This window comes from Virgibacillus pantothenticus (assembly GCF_018075365.1).
In the GTDB taxonomy this organism is placed as follows: domain Bacteria; phylum Bacillota; class Bacilli; order Bacillales; family Amphibacillaceae; genus Virgibacillus; species Virgibacillus pantothenticus.
Genome location: NZ_CP073011.1, coordinates 4551619 through 4573457, shown reverse-complemented (window position 1 = coordinate 4573457; position 21839 = coordinate 4551619). Strand labels below are relative to the sequence as shown.

General features: G+C 38.0%; 19 protein-coding genes and 1 pseudogene. 14 read left to right on the top strand and 6 right to left on the bottom strand.

The window, feature by feature from the left end; genetic code table 11:
- Nucleotides 1-106: 106 nt before the first annotated feature.
- Nucleotides 107-733, bottom strand: coding sequence for a LysE family translocator (locus KBP50_RS21135; protein ID WP_050350726.1), 627 nt, complete (start codon nt 731-733; stop codon nt 107-109).
- A gap of 449 nt (nt 734-1182) precedes the next feature.
- On the opposite strand from KBP50_RS21135, the gene KBP50_RS21130 reads away from it, so the two are divergent.
- The 4 genes from KBP50_RS21130 to KBP50_RS21115 all read left to right on the top strand — a co-directional run bounded on the left by KBP50_RS21130 (nt 1183) and on the right by KBP50_RS21115 (nt 4476).
- The gene (locus tag KBP50_RS21130; protein WP_050350727.1) at nt 1183-1575 is read left to right on the top strand and encodes an SLAP domain-containing protein; all 393 of its coding nucleotides are present in this window, start codon (nt 1183-1185) and stop codon (nt 1573-1575) included.
- Between the two features lie 157 nt (nt 1576-1732).
- The gene (locus tag KBP50_RS21125; RefSeq protein ID WP_050350728.1) at nt 1733-2695 is read left to right on the top strand and encodes a D-2-hydroxyacid dehydrogenase; all 963 of its coding nucleotides are present in this window, start codon (nt 1733-1735) and stop codon (nt 2693-2695) included.
- Between the two features lie 66 nt (nt 2696-2761).
- Nucleotides 2762-3325 carry an HAD-IA family hydrolase gene (locus tag KBP50_RS21120; protein ID WP_050350729.1) on the top strand — a complete coding sequence of 188 codons (564 nt, stop codon included), beginning with the start codon at nt 2762-2764 and terminating at the stop codon, nt 3323-3325.
- 332 nt (nt 3326-3657) lie between these two features.
- Nucleotides 3658-4476 carry a formate/nitrite transporter family protein gene (locus tag KBP50_RS21115; protein WP_050350730.1) on the top strand — a complete coding sequence of 273 codons (819 nt, stop codon included), beginning with the start codon at nt 3658-3660 and terminating at the stop codon, nt 4474-4476.
- A 270-nt stretch (nt 4477-4746) separates the two neighbouring features.
- Here KBP50_RS21115 and KBP50_RS21110 read toward each other — a convergent pair whose 3' ends face one another.
- From KBP50_RS21110 to KBP50_RS21090, 5 genes and pseudogenes are all read right to left on the bottom strand, one after another.
- A complete protein-coding gene (locus KBP50_RS21110) occupies nt 4747-5259 on the bottom strand; it encodes an LURP-one-related family protein (RefSeq protein ID WP_050350731.1) in 513 nt (170 codons plus the stop codon).
- On the bottom strand, nt 5231-6748 hold the full coding sequence (locus KBP50_RS21105; protein WP_050350732.1) for a PH domain-containing protein: 1518 nt from the start codon (nt 6746-6748) through the stop codon (nt 5231-5233). The genes KBP50_RS21110 and KBP50_RS21105 overlap by 29 nt, the downstream gene beginning before the upstream one ends.
- Nucleotides 6748-7245, bottom strand: a complete 498-nt coding sequence (locus KBP50_RS21100) for a PH domain-containing protein (protein ID WP_050350733.1) — start codon at nt 7243-7245, stop codon at nt 6748-6750. Before KBP50_RS21100 ends, KBP50_RS21105 begins: the two co-directional genes overlap by 1 nt.
- A gap of 448 nt (nt 7246-7693) precedes the next feature.
- Nucleotides 7694-8253: pseudogene (locus KBP50_RS22340) on the bottom strand (transposase family protein); the annotation flags it as partial.
- 556 nt (nt 8254-8809) lie between these two features.
- Entirely contained in the window at nt 8810-9700 is an 891-nt protein-coding gene (locus KBP50_RS21090; protein WP_050350734.1) for a selenium metabolism-associated LysR family transcriptional regulator, read from the bottom strand.
- A gap of 116 nt (nt 9701-9816) precedes the next feature.
- Between KBP50_RS21090 and KBP50_RS21085 the strand changes: the two genes are divergently transcribed.
- The 10 genes from KBP50_RS21085 to KBP50_RS21040 all read left to right on the top strand — a co-directional run bounded on the left by KBP50_RS21085 (nt 9817) and on the right by KBP50_RS21040 (nt 21465).
- Entirely contained in the window at nt 9817-10836 is a 1020-nt protein-coding gene (locus KBP50_RS21085) for a YeiH family protein (RefSeq protein ID WP_050350735.1), read from the top strand.
- A 74-nt stretch (nt 10837-10910) separates the two neighbouring features.
- The gene (gene maa, locus KBP50_RS21080) at nt 10911-11483 is read left to right on the top strand and encodes a maltose O-acetyltransferase (protein WP_050350736.1); all 573 of its coding nucleotides are present in this window, start codon (nt 10911-10913) and stop codon (nt 11481-11483) included.
- 169 nt (nt 11484-11652) lie between these two features.
- A complete protein-coding gene (locus KBP50_RS21075) occupies nt 11653-11937 on the top strand; it encodes a phospholipase (RefSeq protein ID WP_050350737.1) in 285 nt (94 codons plus the stop codon).
- Between the two features lie 324 nt (nt 11938-12261).
- Nucleotides 12262-13428, top strand: a complete 1167-nt coding sequence (locus tag KBP50_RS21070; RefSeq protein ID WP_050350738.1) for a TraB/GumN family protein — start codon at nt 12262-12264, stop codon at nt 13426-13428.
- Between the two features lie 844 nt (nt 13429-14272).
- Complete coding sequence (locus KBP50_RS21065) at nt 14273-14998, top strand: GntR family transcriptional regulator (RefSeq protein WP_050350739.1); 726 nt, start codon at nt 14273-14275, stop codon at nt 14996-14998.
- A gap of 684 nt (nt 14999-15682) precedes the next feature.
- On the top strand, nt 15683-16807 hold the full coding sequence (locus KBP50_RS21060) for an ABC transporter ATP-binding protein (RefSeq protein ID WP_050350740.1): 1125 nt from the start codon (nt 15683-15685) through the stop codon (nt 16805-16807).
- The gene (locus tag KBP50_RS21055; protein ID WP_050350741.1) at nt 16801-17694 is read left to right on the top strand and encodes a carbohydrate ABC transporter permease; all 894 of its coding nucleotides are present in this window, start codon (nt 16801-16803) and stop codon (nt 17692-17694) included. The genes KBP50_RS21060 and KBP50_RS21055 overlap by 7 nt, the downstream gene beginning before the upstream one ends.
- Before the next feature lie 19 nt (nt 17695-17713).
- On the top strand, nt 17714-18541 hold the full coding sequence (locus tag KBP50_RS21050; RefSeq protein WP_050350742.1) for a carbohydrate ABC transporter permease: 828 nt from the start codon (nt 17714-17716) through the stop codon (nt 18539-18541).
- A gap of 81 nt (nt 18542-18622) precedes the next feature.
- A complete protein-coding gene (locus tag KBP50_RS21045) occupies nt 18623-19957 on the top strand; it encodes an ABC transporter substrate-binding protein (protein ID WP_050351156.1) in 1335 nt (444 codons plus the stop codon).
- A gap of 77 nt (nt 19958-20034) precedes the next feature.
- Nucleotides 20035-21465: an MBL fold metallo-hydrolase gene (locus KBP50_RS21040; RefSeq protein WP_050350743.1), complete on the top strand. Its 1431-nt coding sequence runs from the start codon at nt 20035-20037 to the stop codon at nt 21463-21465.
- The last annotated feature ends 374 nt before the right edge of the window (nt 21466-21839 follow it).

Sequence of the window (21839 nt, the reverse complement as noted above, 5' to 3'; positions counted from 1 at the left end):
TAAGGATAAGAAATGGGTGCTTACCTATGTATGAATAGGGAGGTAAATAATGGATGTCGACGGAGCTCGGAGCCTGCAAATTCTCGTGAGGAGTCACTATAGATAACTAGTTCGTGAAAAGAAGTACTGCTTCATATCCGAAGTATAGTCCAAAACCGATGAGCAGCAACCCAGCACCAATCGTAATGAAATATTGCACCCGTTCATGAAAAAACCGTCGAAAAGAAGTGGCAACTCCCGCCATAATCACATCCCAAAGAAAGATACCCAAAAAAATCCCACTACTATACAATAACAACTGATAATTACTATACAAGTCACTTGTTTTTGCTAATACAGCCCCATAAATCCCAAGCCAGAAAATAATATTTAGTGGATTGGAAATAGCCAAAAGAAAACCTGTGCGAAATGATTTCATTTTTGATGTCTGTCGAATAGCGTGATCGACGTGCAATGATTTTTTTGCCCCAGTTATACTTTCTATTCCGGTATAGACAAGAATGAAAAAGCCAAATAGCCATAGGAATGTTTTCATGAATGGTGTCGTTAAAAATTGTGCTATACCAAAGTAAATGAGCAGCATAAAGATAAGATCACCAATCATTCCGCCTAATCCAACTAACCAAGCGTGGATAAAGCCATGATTCATCCCTTTATTTAGCTGTGCCGCATTGATTGGCCCTACAGGTGCTGATAAAGAAATACCTAATAGGATATAACCTAAAAAATTCATTTGGTCACCTTCTTTATTCGTTCGTCCAAATCACATTACAGTGTATAAAAACAGTAATTATATGAAGTGAATCTTCAATCAGTGGGGGTTTTCATTCATTTCCACTGATTGTTAGTAGCCCAAGGTTATGACCTAAAGGCTCTTACAAAATAGGGTATTTAGGTTCTGTTATCTCCCACTTAGACTTGGTGCAGTACAGGTTATCCAACTCCTAAAGCGGGAGTCTTACAGCACCTTATATACGGGATATAATTGCTTATAATGAATTATTATCTCCATTTCATCTTTCCGATACTATTGTATTCAGCCAGTATGACTTGTACCACTACTGTTTTTTACCAAGTCTCTGATCCAAGTGCACAGTATTCATGGTTGGTATAGTATATGTAAAGGAATGGTAAGCGAATGACACGCGAAAATGGTATACTAAGCGTAAATGAGGTGAGAATATGCAACGTTTAATTTTTGAATCGGCCTGGGACAGAACCATTGATGCTAGAGATCGGGAAAGAATAAAACATGTTTTTGAACAAGCAAATGAAAAGGACAAGCCGCTTCGCCCATTTCTATTACTAAACCAAGCGCATAACCATCTTGGTGATTTATTAATAACGGTACTTATTCAAAATGGTCTGGAAACAGATTGGATCCTTCATAATCAAACATTGACTTATTACGAAGCAAACACTCCAATTGCAACGGAAACATTTTCTGACAAAAGATTGGCTATTCCTAGTAAGTGCAGTATGCCTTGGACGTTTATTTTTCCTAAAAAGACAATGCAACAAGAGCCAAATTTCAAAGAAGGTAAGTTGCGAAGTACATCACTAAACGAAATCTGAATTTTGAAGCTGTCGTATTTTTGAGAAGGAAAATGGAAGGCTTTAAGCAATAGATAACCGCAACTGGTGATAAAAGGTATTAAATAAGCTATCTCTATTTATCTGTAAGCAACAGAATTTGCAGGAAAACAATAGGTAACTGGAGAAGGAGGATACGATGGATAAGCGGACATTAGTTATGAACATGGATTTAAAGGAAGCACATGTAAATAGGATACAACAAGCACTTCCAAATTGGAGAATAGTCGCGAACAAAGAATTGGAAGAAGTAAGGGACGATTTAAAAGAGGCGGAAATTATCTTACACTGGAAAAAGGCGATCGAGCCTATTGTACTTGCCGAAAATAAGCGTCTAAAGTGGGTACAAACATGGAGCGCTGGAATTGATAACCTTCCATTAATCAAGTTGCAACAACATAATGTTCTTGTAACGAGTGCAAATGGTGTTCACGCTTATCCCATTTCGGAAACTATTTTTGCACTAATTTTGGGGCTCACTCGAAAAATTCATACCTATGTTAGGCAACAGCAAGAGAAAAAATGGTACCATGCACGTTTAAAACAAGAAATTCATCATAAAACAATTGGAATCATTGGTGTTGGGGCCATTGGATTGGAAACAGCTAAAATTGCTAAAGCATTTGGAATGAAGGTGCTTGGTGTACGCCACTCGGGAAAGCCTACCGATTACGTTGATCAGATGTACAAGCCAGAACAGCTCGATCAAGTACTTTCCCAAAGTGACTTTGTTGTGATTACATTACCATTAACCGACGCAACGAGAAATATGTTTACAGCTACCCAATTTAAACGGATGAAGGATTCGGCGATACTAATCAACATTGGTCGAGGTGCTATTGTAAACGAGGGAGATTTGCTTCAAGCCTTACAGCAAAATGAGATCGCAGGTGCAGGATTGGATGTGTTCGCCTCCGAACCCTTACCTGCGAATAGTCCGCTATGGGAGATGGAAAATGTCATCGTTACACCCCATACGGCAGGCTCAACCGAGCATTATGACGAGCGCGTCATCGATGAAATCTTTCTGCCTAATCTACAACATTACCTCAAAGGGGAAATACCAACAGTCAATCTCGTTAATTTTGAAAAGGGGTATTAGATAACGTGGCTACCCCTTATAAGGGGATAGCTACCATTATGTAAAGAAAAGGAGAAGTAGAAAAAGATGCATTTACTATGGGACTTTGATGGAACCCTTATCAATACATATCCGAGTTACACAAAGTGTTTCAAGCAAGTTTTAACAAAAACGGCAACCGAGAATGAAATTTATAGGCAGTTAAAGAAGTCCTTTTCCCATGCGATCGCATATTTCCAAATGACAAAGGAACAGGAGGTAGAGGTGCGTCGTCTTGTAGATAACATGAAGCCAGAGGAGGTGGAACCATTTCCCGGCTTAGAGGGAGTTTTGCAGGCAGCAGAGGTAAATGTCATAATGACACATAAAGATCGTAAAAATGTGGAACGCATCTTAGGCTACCACGGATTAACTTCTTATTTTAAGGATATGGTCACGAGCGATGACCAATTTCCACGTAAGCCAGATAGTTCCTCCTATGCTTATTTACACAACAAACATCAAATTGATGTAGCAATAGGCGATCGAGAAATTGATTTGCTACCGGCCAAGGAATTAGGCATCAAGACGTGCAGCTTTCAAAATAAGCAAGCTGATGCAGATTTTCATATAAGCAACTATCATGCATTCTTGGATACGGTTAAGCTATAGCACCTATTTTAAAAAGGAAGGGAAATAAAGATGCGCTGTAAGTCATCTCTTCCTTTTATAATGATAGAAATGATGGAATGAAATAACACTTGAGCTGTTTGATTGCTACTAAAGCTATAATTTGCTATATGTATGAAAAAAACATCTTTCCTTCATCCTAAATATACGTTACTATTTATTAGTACGGATGTTAATAGGACATAGAAGATAGATATAATGTAGTCCTCTTACTTTATTAAAATACGTGAGGACTACCATTTTTAACAGTATAAATGTGAATTATTTCACATTAAACAGCTTTATTACAGCATAAAACAAAAGGAGTAATCATAATGGAAAGTCAACCAATCGAACAAGCGGTAAATCTTGCTTTAAAAAAGAAAGCATTACTAAATACTTCACTTATAAAATATTTGCTAAAAGCAGCTTTAGCAGGTGTATATGTAGGGATAGGATTAATACTATCCTATAGGTTAGCAGAAGGTTATTTTGATATTCATTCACCTACTGCAACGATAATGGCTTCCATTTTTTTTGGAGTTGCCCTTGTGTTGATTATTTATGGTGGCGCGGAATTATTTACTGGTAATACGATGTATTTTACGATGAGTACGCTACGAAAACAGACAACCGTTAAGGACACATTGCAAAATTGGCTGGCTTGCTATAGTGGAAACTTAATCGGAGGAATTTTCTTTGCCTTATTAATTGTTGGGACAGGATTATATGCTTCAGCAGAGGACAGTCATTATTTAATGAAAACAGCTGCTGCCAAGATGGATTTAAGTATATGGGCACTATTTTTTCGGGGGATTTTATGTAATTTAATCGTCTGTTTAGCTGTTTGGATTCCGATGCATATAAAAGGCGATGGCGCCAAAATATTAGTGACAATGCTTTTAGTGTTTGGTTTTGTTGCTTCTGGATTTGAACATAGTGTAGCAAACATGGTAACTTTTTCGCTGGCGTTAACAGCACCTCACCCGGAAACGATTACCTTCCTAGGAGCGATTTATAATCTAATCCCTGTGACGATAGGAAATATTGTTGGTGGCGGATTCTTTTTAGGCGGTGTCTATGCTTATTTAGCCTCACCTGATAAACAGTATAAACAGTCAAACCGAGTAGCGGGGGAAAGAAAACTTGGGTAAAGGCTTGAATAAGGTGAGTCCGAAGATAAAGCCATGAACATAAGCAAAAGGTGATATACTAAAGAGCTAAAATAGTTGCACGTGCATTTTATTACAGTGCAAAAAATGGCTAACAGATACATCATTTGACGTTTGTAACGTATGAACAATAAGCCGCATGAACTAGTTGGGTGGTACTTTGATTCATGTGGCTTATTTTATAAAAGAACTTGGTCCAACCTCTATCGCTGTAAGAGAAGGCATCGGCCCCCCGCTCGTGACAAGCGCTCTTTAGCTGCCTCCGCTACTTGCTGCGGCTTGACTCTTTTCAATCGCATTGACACCCATGACGACAACAATGAATTCTTCCATCGATAAACGATCTGTATGGTTTATGAGTTCATACGCAGGAGAAGAAAAAAAGCTACTGACACGAGTGAAGGAAGCTACTATTTCCCGTTCCTGCCCACCTGTCATTGTGAATGTTTTGGAGAAAACAGGTGAGGTAATCGTGTATTCATGTCCATTCTTTAAGGTATACGTGTACTTTTTTTTAAAGGAAAACCAGTTCGCTTTTAACGTTCCGATTATTTCTGCAGTTGCATCGATGACAACCCATTGACTAGAAAAGGAGCTTTTAAACTTTCCTTCTGCAAGCCTTGTGCCTTGACTATCATACACGTTAATACTAGATGAGAAAGCTGTTTTTAAATCTAAGTCACCGATTTTTTCATTATGATAGTTCCTAATTGCTGTTCTTCCTGCTGAAAAAAAATTATCTTCTATATAGATCTTGTTCTCCATATGATCCTCCCTCTATTTTAGGGCTTCGACCTGTATACCACGCAAACGTACGTTGGACCATGTCAATGGGGATATTATATAAGGCATTGACATGAATGGGTTTGCTGCGATTTGTTGTTTCTATGTCTGCCAGACCAAAGCGTTTTTGAATTAAATTTTGCTCAAGCTTAAATTCAATGATTTTCTCGCGGGTTGTAATACTTGTTGTAATGAAGAAACCTCCTGTTCGGATTTGCAATATTTCTCCATGAACCAAATAGCAGGTAAAATAATAATCTAGTATTCTTGATGCAATCGTTAACAGGAACAAAATAATCGAGACTGGCCACCACTTTGGAAAGAAAATGACAATTATGGCTGTACCAGTAATCCAAAGCAATGGGATTTGACATATTCTTGCAACTAAAGATTTCTTCGGCAGCTGCTCCATACCCGCTTTTATTGCAAATTCAGGCAGTATTTCCTCAATCATGTGGTGAGCTCGATTTATTGGTAAAAAGGGATAAAGTGAGTTTATTTCTTCACCGGAAAGGTCAACGCCACCAGCACTGATTAGCTTTACCTCTGCTATCCGAAGCATACGTTTTAACAATGATTGTTCAATATGAACGGCTTGCACATTTTGCTTGCGAATAGAAAAATGCTGCTCATTCCATACCCCTTTACGAATATATATCCTCTCTTGGTCAGAGGAAATCTCATAGCGTCCATATTTTAAATATGTGCGAACTAATCCAAATCCAATCGCGATTATAATAAACATAAAAATAAGTACACTAAGCCAAAACCATGATTCTCTTAGAAAATGAAAAATCTTTTCACCTGTTTCTGATAAGTCATATACTTCATCAATATTACTCAGCAGTGAAGCTAGTACAGGAATGAGTAATAAGTAGCTAAAGGATAATGCAGATGCTTTTAAAACATCTTTTTTAGTAGGGTTAAAGTGAACAATTCTTTTATCTTTCATAACAGGTTGAGCGTTGGAATCAGCCGTTTCTGTTTCATTTGTTTCTGTTGTTTCAGGCTCCTGACCTTGCTGTTTTGTATAATAATCCAAAACATGTTCGATCTGTTCTGCTTCTTGCTTCGAAATAGCGGTAAAAGTAAATGATGAATCCTCATCTTCTGCACCCGTTTCTAACGTAAGTGCTGTTAAGTTAAGTGGTCGTAAATAAAATGGTGTATTTGTCTGGACATTTTGTATGCGATCAAAAAGGATTTGATGCTGTTTTCGTGTAAAGATGCCTTGTTTTATTTCAATAAAGCTCTCGTTTACGCTATACGTTGTGCGCCACCATGTTATGATTACCGAGAAAACTTTATAAATAAGATAGACAAAGAACAGGATTCTACCTATTTCAACCCATGTTGCCGTGGAAGACAAATTAATTACAAATAAGAAAATAAATATGAAAAAAATATCTTTCAATGAGGCAATAAAGGATACGAGCATCATCATTGGGTGCATGCGTTTATTTGTTTCCATTAGTTCTCCACTTCCTTAATTTTGGCGAGTGCAGCGATTTCATCACGAATGGTTTTTGCTTCATCCTCCTGTATAGCAGGGATTTCATGGGTAGACGCCATTGTTCCAATGGAAACACTAGATAGTCCATACTTTCGCAAAATCGGACCTTGCTTTAAGCTGACATATTGAATTTTCGTCATCGGTATAACTTGATGTTCCATATTCCATTTTCCGTGCTTTAGTTGAACAAAATCCTTGTTTATTCCATAACGCCAATACTTTTGTAGTAGAATCGGTTCAAAAAACACGCTCCAAATAGCAGAAATAATATCAAGTCCCAGTAATATCCATAATACGTAACCAATCCAACCATACCATTCAAAATTGGCATGAAGGGTAAGCAATACGATGATAATGATTAAGAAAATAAAATGTCCAATCGTGTTGGTGATACGCCATACGTTAATTGCATGTTGTGAAATTTTCTGTTTTGGTTCTTCTATATGTTGGTACATAAAAGCTCCCTTCCTTTACGGTGGTGTATTGCGAAGTTTTTCCTTAAAAAATGAAATGTGACATCGTTATGGAAAACATGGATTTGTTTGGAATTTGTTCCTATCTATGTAGTACGTTGTACGTTTTAAAGAGGGATTTAGTTTCGAATTTATTATTAGTATCTATGTTATGTGAAGGTAATACTTAAGGTTTTTGTTTTCCTTATAAGTCTTTCTATACCATATTAATTTGTTTTGTCCTTTCATTAATCACTCGTCAAGCGCCTGCTTACATGTAACAACTAATTAAAAATTGGCTTTAATGGCGCTGAATTGTAAAACCAAAGCTTTAAAATAAGGTATTTTAAGGTTCTATGTCAAATGTTGGGGTGGAGTGAGATGGAATCTCACCCTACCCAACATGACTTCCAATTTTTTACACTTATGTAAAAGAAATATTTTTGCCCTTAACCGGTTTCCCCAGCGCCTTTCGGACACTGCTTTAAAAGAAGGGCTCATATCCATAATGACCCCTTCCACATTATCAAATGATATTTTCCTTCCTTTGTATCTCCCCTGTACTCATAGATGGCGATCACCCTGGGCAGTTCTTGAACCTCTGTCATTTCTTTTACGGCCAACCGGTCAAATCTGCGCATGACGGTTGATATGGAAACGCCAAGTTTTAAACGTCTTGGCTTGCACGATCCGAATGGATACTGCCCGATTCCATTCGATAGAAAGTCGTTGGTATCGATGAACAAAAGGATTCTCCTCCGCAAATCGCTTCCCGCACGAACAGGCATAGCGGCGCTTTTTGTAGAAAAGGTAAGTTAATCGCTCAAACCACTATAAATGTTTGATCTTTTGGATACGATAATCGTGAACTTTCTTGGTTCTCTTCCCACATCTGGGACACTTGTGTACCTTGACAGGCATTTCCACATGAAGCGCAATACGATCTTCCATTTCCTCCATTTTTGTGATCCATACATCTTCAAGACCAGGCATTTTTATGGTAAAATTCATTTGCACGCAACTCCAATCTTTGCTTGTTTCTAGTCAATTCAAGTATAAAAGAATTGGATGTTTGCGTGTATATTTTTATGCGCAAATTGTGTGGAAACCCCAACATTTAGTATAGAGCCATTTTTAAATAGTAACTTAATCATCAGCCTAATTGATGCATGAAATGCCCAAAAATCATTGTTACAAATCTAAAAGGTGAATAAAAGAGAAAGTGCGTTTTGGGTGAATCCAAAAATGAATGAGGCATTTTTCAAGAAACAGAAATGGCTAGAGAGTAATTCAAGAGGGTGGATATTTTTCTCACATCTGCACCCATCATATTTGGTAAAATGTGGAAATAACCTTTAGAGCCCAAACACCTTATATAGGTGCGTGGATTGAAATCATACGAACGATGCTGTCATTACAACCATCATCAGTCGCACCTTATATAGGTGTATGGATTGAAATTTCAGATTTTGTAACCATAAATCAGGCTAGGAGAATGGTTAGCCTGATTTACATTTGATATTTTTTCTAATGCCTTTATATTTTCTGATTGGCATACTTCCAACCCCTAGGAATAAGGCCATTTTTCTTTTAGCATGTCCATAAATATTGCTACATTTTGTTTACTTTTCATAATAGGTGAGTAAACGCAGGAAAACATTCGTTTGAAATGGATGTCCTTGAGCTGTAATGTGGTGAGCTGCTCTAATTGCACATCTCGTTCTATAACACTATGAGACAATAATGACAGTCCCATTCCCTTAATCACGCTTTCTTTTACTCCCTGATTGCTACTGATCGTGAGAAATGATTTAACTTGTAATCCGTTGGAACGAATCACATGCTCTAAATATTCTCGGGTCCCAGACCCCTCCTCACGGGAAATCCATGATTGATTTTGCAAATCTGAAGTGGTTATCTCTTCTTTTTGAGATAGTTCATGGGAAACAGGTGCAACTACCCATAATTCATCCTTCATAAATGGCTGTACGACTAGCTCTTTATCACTCGTTTGCCCTTCAATAAACCCAATATCCACTTGGAAGTGCTTCACCTGCTGTACGATTTCCTCTGTATTTCCGATGACTACTTCTAATTCAAGCTCAGGATAGGCTGCATGTACATCTACAAGTAAATCGGGCAAAATATATTCCCCAATAGTAAAGCTAGCACCGATTTTTAAGCACCCTTTTACAATCTGTTGCTGCTCTAAAATATCTCGCTTTGTTTGCTCATAAATACGGATAATCTGTTTTGCTCGTTCATATAGGATGGCTCCAGTTGGTGAAAGCTTTAATGATTTACGCGAACGGACAACTAATTCCGTTTCTAGCTCACGTTCAAGGTTCTTTATATGTAAGCTGACACTTGGCTGTGAAATATGTAGTATTTCTGCTGCTTTCGTAAAATTCTTAACCTCTGCAAGAGTAATGAATGTGCGTAATGCGTCGTAATACATACAATCAGCTCCTTGTTTATTAAAAACATTAATAATAACAATTACTTATATGTATTTTACTAATAATCAGTCGTTCGATAAAGTAAATGTAAGAGAACGAAAAGGAAGTGACCATGATGGGGAATACGGTTGGACAAAAGAAAACGAACCGTATAGCATTTTTTCAAGGAATCGGGATTACATTAATTATAGCTATCATAGCTAATTATGCGGCTAAGTTACCCTTTTTATCGATTATGGGTCAGCTTGTGATTGCGATTATAATCGGAATGATATGGAAGCAGGCAATTGGAGTTCCAAGCCATTTACAAAAAGGGGTGACATTTTCCAATAAAAAGCTGTTACGTTTAGGAATTATTCTATTAGGCATGAGGTTGAATTTGATAGATATATACCAGGCGGGAATCAGTGTATTTTTGATAGCAGCAATTTGTTTGGTATTTACATTGTTCGTAGTTTATGGATTAACAAGGTGGTTTGGTGTAGGAAAACGTTTAGGCATTTTAACTGCTTGTGGCACAGCGATTTGTGGTGCTGCAGCGGTCGTTGCAGTTGCTCCGCAAGTGAAGGCGAAAGATGAGGAAACCGCAGTTGGCGCAGCTACCGTTGCTGTTTTAGGAGCAATTTTCACCCTGATTTACAGTGTCATTTACTCCATTTTAAATTTATCACCTACAGGCTATGGTATTTTTACCGGAGCTACACTTCACGAAATAGCACACGTGATTGCTGCTGCTGATGTTGGTGGGAGTGAAGCGGTGGACTTAGCGGTAATTGTTAAATTAACGAGGGTGGCATTATTAGTGCCTGTCGTGATAGTAGTTGGTTACATGTTTCAACGAAGTGGAGAAAGTACGAACAAAAAAGTATCGATGTCCATTATTCCATGGTTTATATTAGGTTTTCTTGCAATGAGTGGTTTTAATACACTTGGTATTGTGTCAGAATCTGTTGCAAATACGATTGTCACAGTAGCATATTTATTAATTGCGATGGCGATGGCAGGGCTTGGTTTAAATGTTGATCTAAAGACATTTCGAAGATTAGGAATGAAATCATTTGCAGCGGGTATGGTTGGATCTGTTTTGCTCGTTATATTAGGCTACTCGCTTGTTATGCTATTTCAGTTAAATTAAGCGGCAAAAATGATATATCAAATGTTGATCTTGGATTATAATAAAAGCAAATGGAAATAGAAGGAGATTTCGTAATGACAACAGAAAAGGAAAAAATGATAGCAGGTGAATTATACAATCCATCTGATCAAACGTTAGTTCACGATCGTGAATCTTGCCGTATGAAAACGCGGTTGTTTAATCAAACTTTGGAAACGGATTTAGAAGAGCGAAAGAAGTTACTACAAGATTTACTAGGCTCTACCGGAGAGGATATATATATAGAGCCAACGTTTCGTTGTGACTATGGGTATAATATCTATATTGGTAATCATTTTTACGCCAATTTTGATTGTGTTATGCTTGATGTTTGTAAAATAAGAATTGGCAACAATTGCATGCTTGCACCTGGTGTGCATATTTACACTGCAACGCACCCGTTGGATCCGCATGCAAGAAACTCAGGGAAAGAGCTTGGCAAACCTGTTACGATTGGTGATAATGTATGGATCGGCGGGAGAGCAGTTATTAATCCAGGTGTAACAATTGGTAATAATGCTGTAATTGCCTCTGGATCTGTTGTAGTAAAAGATGTACCGGCAAATACTGTAGTTGGCGGGAACCCAGCTAGGGTGTTGAAGAAAATCCGGACACCTAATAATGTTTAGCGTTTTTTGGGTATAAAGTATTTAATTTATTGGCACTGTTATTATTTACATATAATTATGTCACTGTTTGAAAATATGCCACATCAAATATAAACTGGGGCATGTGTAGCGTCTATTTGATAAAGAGGTGCATATAGTGTTGTAGAACCTTTAGATAGGAGGTTTTACAATGCGGCATCAACGAGAAACAACATCATGCTTTCCTGATGGATACCGTTGGTGTGGTCCTGGTTGCAGTGGACCAGGTGAGCCCATTAATGATGTAGACGCTATTTGTAAAGCGCATGATATGTGTTACCGCCGTTCTAGAGATTATTGTAAATGTGACAAAGCATTTCTCGAACATATGCGTTTAAAAATCGACCCTCGAACAGCGAAAGGAAGGCATGCCCGTACCATGTATAATTATATGAGATTGCAAAGCTTATTTACTTGTGGGTTTAGAAGGTTTTAATAATGTTTATCTAATAACCATGGGGCGTACCCCATGGTTCATTTTAGGTGATAAAATCAGGAAATGCAGTTTGCAAATACAAATGCTTTAGAATAGAATCTTTATCTCTAAACGAAATCAAATAAGCGAGACATGAAATTGTGAACTTCGGCGAAAAAGTTGTGAACAAATTATCGTGTCCACTTGACAGACGTCGGTGCAACTTTCCTGTGAACTCCGGCGAATTCCTCGTGAACTCGAGCGATTTTCCTTGAACTTCCAATGTATATGCTTTTAACGTATAATAAAAATAGTTTAAACGTTGGGAGTAAAGGAAGGTAATCTATGACAGAGGATAATATAACACGAATATATATGCATGATAAGGAATATATCCTGATTGGTACGGCCCATGTCTCTAAACATAGTGCGGAACAAGTAAAAGAGGTCATAGAAGCGGAGAACCCTGATGCAGTATGTGTAGAGTTAGATGAACAGCGATATCAATCCGTTAAAGACGATAATAAATGGAAGAACATGGATATATTTAAGGTGATTAAAGAAAAGAAGGCTTCCTTGTTATTGATGAATTTAGCTATTTCTTCTTTTCAAAAACGAATGGCTAAACAATTTGGCATTAATCCAGGTCAAGAAATGATTCAGGGTATTGAATCAGCGGAACAAGTGAATGCAAAGCTTGTGTTGGCGGATCGTAATATTCAAATTACCTTTGCTCGAATTTGGAATAATATTGGGCTAAAAGGTAAAGCAATGCTGTTAACCCAAGTGATTGCGAGTATTTTCAGTAAAGAAACGATATCTGAAGAAGAACTGGAAAAAATGAAACAGCAAGACACGATCCACACCATTTTACAAGAATTTACGGATTCGTTTCCAAGGCTAAAAAAGCCTCTCATTGATGAACGAGATCAATATTTAGCTCAAAAGATTAAAGAAGCGCCTGGGAATAAAATTGTTGCCGTGCTTGGTGCGGCACATGTGCCTGGGATTAAAGAGCAAATTCAAAAAGATCATGATTTAAGTAAATTACGAGAAGTCCCACCAAAATCAAAATGGCCCAAAATCATCGGTTGGTCCATCCCTGTACTTATTTTGGCGATTATTGCATATACCTTTTATGCTAATCCTCAAGCAGGTTGGGAGCAAACATTAAGCTGGATTATCTGGAATGGCGGGTTATCCGCGATTGGTGCGTTGATTGCCCTTGGGCATCCGTTAACTATTTTAACTGCACTTATAGCAGCGCCGATTACTTCATTAAATCCATTGCTTGCAGCTGGATGGTTTGCTGGATTTGTGCAGGCATATGTTAAGAGACCTCATGTGCGGGATTTTGAGAGGCTGTCAGAGGATGTATTTACAGTGAAAGGTTTTTGGCGCAATAAAGTAACGCGAGTTTTATTAATCGTAGTGTTAGCAAATATTGGTAGCTCCTTAGGGACGTTTATTGGTGGGGTAGATGTAATTCGTGTGTTTTTAGAAAATTTATAGGGATAAGCTAAGCCCAACAGTTGGTTCGAGACTGTTGGTTTTTTTCGCAGAATAAGAAAGTATAAACTTAGGTGCTTATGGATAATGAAATAACCGAATAGTCACGTCCAGCGCATGAGCCCAGCAACTAGGCGACTTCACGAATCGCCCTACGATAAGTCATCATCGGTTCGTCACTAAGAGGGAGGCCGACTAAAACCGGGCTTGTCGCTCAGGCGTCGGCATACCCCTGTTTTTAGTAGCATGATTCCTAAATCTTTAGTTGATTCGTTCCATTCGCTACGTTGCTAAACGGGCGCCCCGCGCCTTTGTTCTGCTGTAAAAAAGCTGTATTGATTGAGCATTGCATGAGAAAACGCGTGTTAGAAGTAAAAGGAAATCTGGTAAAAAAGGGTAGTTTCCCAGGCGCATGTTGTTTAGACGGCGACTTGATTTTCGGTGTTCTGTAAACCGTTTATAACCATATCTGGCTGTGCAACCAAGCGAGAGATGGTAAACTTCTTTGCTTCATCGTATCTTTTGTATTTTCTGTGATATACTTACTAAAAAACCGTTCGTAACAATCGCTGATAATGTAACAATAAAAAGCTGTTTGAGACTTCATGAATTTTCTTTTTTGAACGGGAGATAGGTAGCTTGGCTATTTGTCATTCCTTCACAGTAAAAACGCTCTTTTTTTCAAATATAAAGGATAATGGACGTTGTGCCATAGAAAAATCATTTGACCAAGGTAGATGTACTACGTATCAAGACAAGCACACTAAGATTGTTAGATAGTCAAATTCTTATGTATAGTGCCCAGTTTAATCTTAAACATCCACAAGGTTAGTAAGGAGGTATCTGGATGCCTGTAGATAAGGAAATGCAAATTATTGACGATATAATGGAGAAAATCATTACGAAAGCGATGAAACCTGGTGAAAAGATTCCCTCAGAAAACAAGCTGGCAGATCAGCATAAAGTGCCGCGTATTACTGCTAGAAAAGCTTTAACAACCCTAGAAGCACGTGGCTATATTTATTCAGTACAAGGGAAAGGGCGCTTTTTAAAGGAGACATCCAAGCCAATTCAGTTGCACTTAACAGGAAATAGCAGTTTTACTGATAAAATGAAACGAGCAGGATACCGTTTGACAACCAAAAATATGTACTGTAACAAAATTAATTATGATAGTAAAATTTACGATACGCTACAGGCAAATCGAGAAGCAGCGATTTATAAAATTGGTCGCCTGCGATTAATTGATGATGAACCTATAGCGATTCACCAGTCGTTTGTAGATCAGGATCGGTTTCCGAATATAGCTCACGAAGGGTCGCAAATATTATCCATGTTTGCTTATTATCGCCAATTCGGTTATGAGGAATTTGCGAGTAAGCATTCCTTATTAAGTATTACGTTTCCCACTTCTTATGAACAGGAGCTGTTATCATGTAGTAGCATGGTTCCTCTCATCGTGCTGGAAACGGACTGTATTGATAGAAAGACTAAGAAAGTACTGGAATATACGAAAATACTGTATCGAAGTGATAAATTCAAATATGATATTACGTCAGAAGGAAGTCGGTGAGGTCTATCTGGACCTTTCCGATTTTTTTGTAAGATAAGAAAGCATAAAATGAGGTGCTTATGAGTAACGAAATAACCGAATAGCCACGTCCGGCGCATGAGCCCAGCAACTAGGCGACTTTAGAAATGCACCCTACGATAAGTCATCATCGGTTCGTCGTTAAGGGGAAGGCCGACTAAAACCGGGCTCGCCGCTCAGGCGTCGGCATACCCCTGTTTTTAGTGGCATGATTCCTTTATCTTTAGTTGATTCGTTCCATTCGTTCCATTCGCTACGTTGCTAAACGTGCGCCCCGCGCCTTTGTTCCACTATAGGAAAGTATAAGATTTTAGGCTTTATCTTGCATATAAGCTATTGTAAAGACTCCGATTTCAAGGGTTGGTGACAAAACTTGTCCTGCACTAAGTCTAAGTGGAAATAACAGTACCTAAACACCGGTTCGTTTAGAAATATTGAGGTTATATCCGCATTAATTATTAGAATAGAGTTAAAATTGTTAATTTTATGTAAATTAAGTGGTTTTCATATTGCTTTTTCACTAAGACTACTACATAATGATTTTAGTGAATACTGTGTAACATTTAAACATACCTCATATTTATAAAAAAAGCTAGAAAAATGTACATATTGTCGATAAAATAGTTCTGAATAATCAGATAAAAATACGTAAACGGAGGATTTGCAGTGAATATTACTTTGAACAATATTTCGATGCAATTTGCAGAGGTGACAGCCGTAGATCGCTTATCTGTAACTATTGAAGAAGGGAGTTTAGTTTCCTTACTTGGACCTAGTGGTTGTGGGAAAAGTACCACCTTGTTCATGTTAGCAGGGCTATATCAACCGACTTCAGGTGAATTATATTTTGGTGAACAGTTGATGAATAAAGTGTCGCCAGAGAAACGACAAATTGGCATGGTATTCCAAAATTATGCACTTTATCCACATATGACGGTTTTAAAAAATATTATGTTTCCATTGAAAATGGCCAAAGTAGCTAAAAAAGAGGCAAGAGAAAGTGCGATAGCGATGGCTGAGCTTGTGCAAATAGGGCATCTTTTAGAAAGAAAACCCAGCCAGTTATCGGGAGGTCAGCAGCAACGCGTTGCAATCGCAAGAGCGCTTGTGAAAAAACCTAAATTGTTGTTATTAGATGAACCATTATCTAATCTGGATGCTAGACTTCGTTTAGAAATGCGTGAAGAGATTAGGCGTATACAACAAACGATAGGGATTACTACGGTTTTCGTAACACATGATCAAGAAGAGGCCCTCAGTATATCCGATAAAATTTTATTAATAAAAGATGGTAAATATCAACAGTATAGTGATGCGAGAGAAATTTACGAATATCCACAGAATGAATTTGTAGGTCGGTTTTTAGGCAATCCGCCTATGAATCAATTACCTGCTGTATTAGAAACAAATAAACAATTCGTGAGATTAGAAGACACAGATCAGCGAATAGCGATTACTAAGCAAGTAACGCATGAAGTTGAACCACAGGAACAAGTTATTGTTGGAGTAAGACCTGAGGACTTATTTGTACAGTCAGAAAATGAACAAGGGGGGATCACAGGAGAAACAATGATGGTAGAGCGGATTGGCAGAGACAATCTGTTAAATATACAAGTTGGTAAACGGAAGATAAGGGCTATTGTATCACCAGATACAGAAGTTACGATTGGAAAAAAAGTTACGCTAGGTATCCGGCCTGGATATTGTCATTTATTTCATGCGGATACTGGAGAAAGCTTGCTGATGGACGAGCCTATTCATTCAGCACTGAAGGAGAGGGTGACATGCTGAATGAGAAACCAACATGGGAAAAAACATTAAAAGCAGGTTTGTATTTGTTACCTGCTCTTCTCATTATCGGTGTATTTAACTTATATCCAATTGTTAAATCATTCTTTATGAGCTTTTATACAGATTACGATTATTTTGAAGACACGGTTTACGAACGTGGCTTGGATAATTATACGTATATTTTTACAGATGAAGCATTTTGGGAGTCCATGTCTAACACGTTTATTTATGTCCTAGGTGTTGTGCCAATTTCAATTGTATTATCTTTAGGTATAGCGATTATGTTAAATCAAAGTATTCGGTTACGAGGATTATTTCGAACTATCTATTTTATTCCATTTGTTACATCTGTTGTTGCCGTATCCATTGTATGGCGATGGATTTTTCATACGGAATACGGTGTTTTAAATTATTTTTTAGGCTTTTTTGGAATAAATGCGATTGAATGGCTAACGGATCCACAATGGGCGATGCCATCATTAATCATATTGGCGGTGTGGAAAGGGCTGGGCTATAACATCATTATTTTTTTAGCGGGCTTACAGAATGTCAGTAAACAATACTATCTAGCTGCCCAGATTGATGGTGCTTCTAAATGGGAAAGATTCAAAAATGTTACAGTTCCACTTATTTCGCCGACAACATTTTTTATTTCGATTGTTTCCATTATAAATGCATTTAAAGTGTTTGATGAGGTTTTTGCTTTATTTGGTGGTCAGCCTGGTCCAGCGGGAAGCGCACAAACCATTGTTTATTATATTTTTAATCGTTTTTATCAGGATTGGGACTTTGGAGTAGCTTCTGCTGCAGCATATATGCTTTTTCTAGTCATCTTCGTTTTCACTTTAATTCAGCTGTATGTTGGGAAGAAAAAGGTTAATTATTAGCAAGGAAGGAGTAGATTGTATGGTGAAAAAAGAGGCAATGTCAAAAGGGTTTATTTACATTTTATTAACGCTCGGTGCTATCCTCATGCTCCTTCCATTTGCTTGGATGATTAGTACATCATTAAAGTCGGCAAATGAGGTTATGATTATGCCGCCAAAATGGATTCCAACCGATATTCAATGGGAGAATTATGCCAAAGCTTTTGAAGTTGCGCCATTTGCACGTTATGCCTTCAACAGTATTGTTGTGTTGGTGCTTAGCACACTTGGAGAATTAATTACAACCATTTTAGCTGCCTATGCTTTTTCGCGCATTAATTTTTATGGGAAAAATATTGTTTTTGCGGTGTTGCTCGGGACGATGATGGTTCCAGGAGAAGTGCTATTGACACCAAATTTTGTAACGCTTGTGCATCTGGGCTGGATTGACCAGTATGAAGCATTAATTGTCCCTTGGATTGCGAGCATATTTTCTATCTTTCTATTGCGGCAGTTTTTCTTAAGTATTCCTGAAGAGCTTGCTTATGCGTCTAAAATTGATGGCTGCAATGACTTTAAATTTTTGTGGACAATTATGGTGCCACTTGCAAAGCCGGCCCTAATTACGATTACTTTGTTAAAAGCGATTGGAAGCTGGAATGCGTTTCTATGGCCGTTAATTGTTACGAATTCGGAGGAAATGCGTACACTTCCTGTCGGTTTAACGGCTTTTAGCACAGAGACAGGGACGGTTTATGAGCTATTGATGGCAGCTTCAACGATGATTATTTTGCCAATGATTATCTTATATATTATTTTACAAAAGTACATCATTGAAGGGGTAGCAAAAGCGGGCGTAAAAGGATAGCTGAAGACTTTTTAATTTTACTTCTTTGTAAAAAAAGAAGGTTAACCATATATGAATACATCTATTATTGGAGGGTATGGTATGAAAAAGATTATTATGTTTTTAGTGATTACTATGCAAATCATGGTACTGGCTGCATGTGGGAATGAAGAGAAACAGAAAGAAGATAAAGAGGCAGAAAAAGCAACAGCAACTTCTATTCCAGATAGTTTGGAAGAACCTGTAGAAATTGAGTTTTGGCATGCAATGACAGGTGGACTGGAAGAAACATTAAAAACAATCACAGATGAATTTAATCAGTCACAGGAAAATATTGAAGTTACATTAGTTAGCCAAGGATCATATGGTGATTTATCCCAGAAATTAATGGCTTCCGCTAAAGCTGGTGATGCACCAGTAATGACACAGGCATATGAAGATTGGATGACACAGTATATTGACAATGATTTGATTGCAGATCTTACGCCGTACATTGAACATGAGAAGCATGGCTGGTCGGAAGATGAATTAAATGATATCGTCGAAGTTTTCCGTAAAGCAAATACGTGGGAGGATAAAATGTATGGTGTTCCATTCAATAAGAGTACAGAAGTGCTTTATTATAATGAAGATATGCTTGCTGATAACGATCTAGAAGTTCCAACAACATGGGAAGAGTATAAACAAGCTGCTGAGAAATTGACAACAGAAAAAGATGGTACATCTATTGTCGGATTAGGTTTTGAGAACTCTATCGGTTTATCTTTCCCAACATATGTTCGCCAAACAGGTGGAAAGACAATTGATGCAGAAGAAAATAAGGTTACTTTCGATACACCGGAGGCGAAAACGGCTCTTGAATTTCTAAACGGTATGGTTGCGGCAGGACATGCTCGCCTTGCCGGAGAAGATGGTTATATGTCTGGACCGTTTGGTCGTGGGGATGTAGCAATGTATGTTGGTTCTTCAGCAGGAATATCCTTTGTAGGAGCGGAAGCTGAAAGTAAGATCAATTGGTCTGTAGCACCACTTCCAAAGGGGAAGGAAGCTGCAACGGCATTCCAAGGCACGAATTTAACGATGTTTAACTCTGCTTCAGAAGAAGAGAAACTAGCAGCTTGGGAATATATGAAATTTTTAACAAGTAAAGAACAAACAGTGTATTGGGCGAAATCAACAGGCTATGTACCTGTACGTGATTCAGCTTTAAATACAGACGAATGGAAGCAGTATATTCAAGAAAACCCAGAATTTGGAGTAGCAGCTTCACAGTTTGATGCTGGTTATTATGACCCAAATATAAAAGGTAAATCTGGTATTCAAGAAGTACTAGATAAAGAAATTCAGGCTGTTTTATTACAAGAGAAGACAGTGGAAGATGGATTAAAGGATATCCAAAAAGATGCTCAAAATGCAGTGGATAAGGCGAATAAATAAGTGGTAGTATAGTGATTTTGCGGAAGGGGTCTGGTCATGACTCCTTCTTGACATTTGAAAGATAGGTGAGATGAAGAATGGATAATGGTAATACGGAAATCCGTTTTTGGGGAGGATTACGGACAATTGGAGGAACGATCATTTCAATTGAATACGAGAAAGCTAGAATTGTTTTTGACTTTGGTTTTATTTTCAGTTCTGGTTCCAATATTTTAGACGGAGACGTTAGAGTTAGAAAGAGTAAGCAAGTAGCTGATTATCTTGCTTTAGGTATCTTACCAGCTATTGATGGTATATATCGAGGAGAAGATATACAAGGAATAAACCTCTTGGCAAAAGAGCAGGATGAGCGTGAAACTGTTGTACTTGTTTCCCATATGCACTTAGATCATATGGGAGGAGCTGGGATGATAGATCCGGATATTCCAATATATGTAACAGATGATTCATTAAAGTTATATGAAACTTTAGAAGTAGTAGGAGAGGCAGTACCGGGGTATACTCCCAATTTTCGAGCTTGTACATATGGGGCAACGTTTTATGTGGGGCACATAGCAATTACGCCAATTGCGGTGGATCATGATGTTATTGGTGCTTGCGGATTTTATATAGAGACACCAGATGTTGCGCTTTTTTATACTGGAGATTTTCGGTTGCATGGCAATCACCCAAATATGATTGAGGCTGCTGTGGAGTATGTTAGAAGTCGCGGACTTGATGTTTTAATTATGGAAGGCACAACATTGCATAGTGTTGAAGATATGAAACAACCACTCGTGGCAGACCCTTCTCTACCAAAAAATATGTTACGAGAAGCGGAAATAGTTAATAGAATGCTAGAGATTTGTAAGCAAACAGATGGATTAGCGTTTTTTAATATATATCATCGTAATATCGAACGATTAGAAGCGCTAATTCAGGTAGCGAAAGTGTCGAACCGAAAGCTGATTTTTGAATTGGAAACTGCTTATATTGCTAGTCGATTTTTAAAGGGAACTGATTTTTCTGTATATCAATCTGCGGACGTAAAGCAGCAAAGGGAGAACAGTACATTACCAATTTGGATGGAGCAGCTATTGGCACTTTATGAAACTGTAGACAAAGATCTGGTAAACCTTCATCCCAATCAATTTTTATTACAAATTAGCTATGAAAACGCACTTGAATTATTAGATTTAAATTGCGAAAATAGCGTTTACTTACATGCAAACGGTATGCCACTTGGTGATTATGATCCTAACTATCAGCGATTAATTGATTTCCTTCATAAACAAGGGATTCCCCGTTATGATGTTGGAACAAGCGGGCATGCTGCACCGCAACATTTAAAGTATGTATTGGAAAGATTAAAGCCATCTACATTCATTCCACTGCATAGCTTTTATCCAGAACGACTCGTCCCAGATCATAGTCGTTTATTTTTGCCGGAATATGGTGTTACCTATGGGATCAAGCAGAACAAAATCATTAAAAAGGGATTGCAAGTAGATGAAAAATCACTTCATTAACAAGTAATGATAAAAAGGCGTTAGTGTGTTATGCACTAGCGTTTTTTTAAAAGATAAGCAAGTATAAAATTAGGTGCGTGAGGATGAAATAACCGCATAGCCACGATCGGCTCATGAGCCCAACAACGATGCGACTTCACGAATCAACCCTACGATAAGGCATCATCGGTTCGTCGCTAAGAGGAAGGCCGACTAAAAACGGGCTTGCCGTCCAGACGTCGGCAACCACTGTTTTAGTGGCATGATTCCTTTATCCCGTAAAAAGGCGTTGTAGACTCCCACTTCAAGAATGGAAGATGTGAGCTAAACAAGTCGAAGTGGGAGGTAACAGCACCTAAATTCCCGATTCGTTCGACTAACAATCAGCGGGGCTG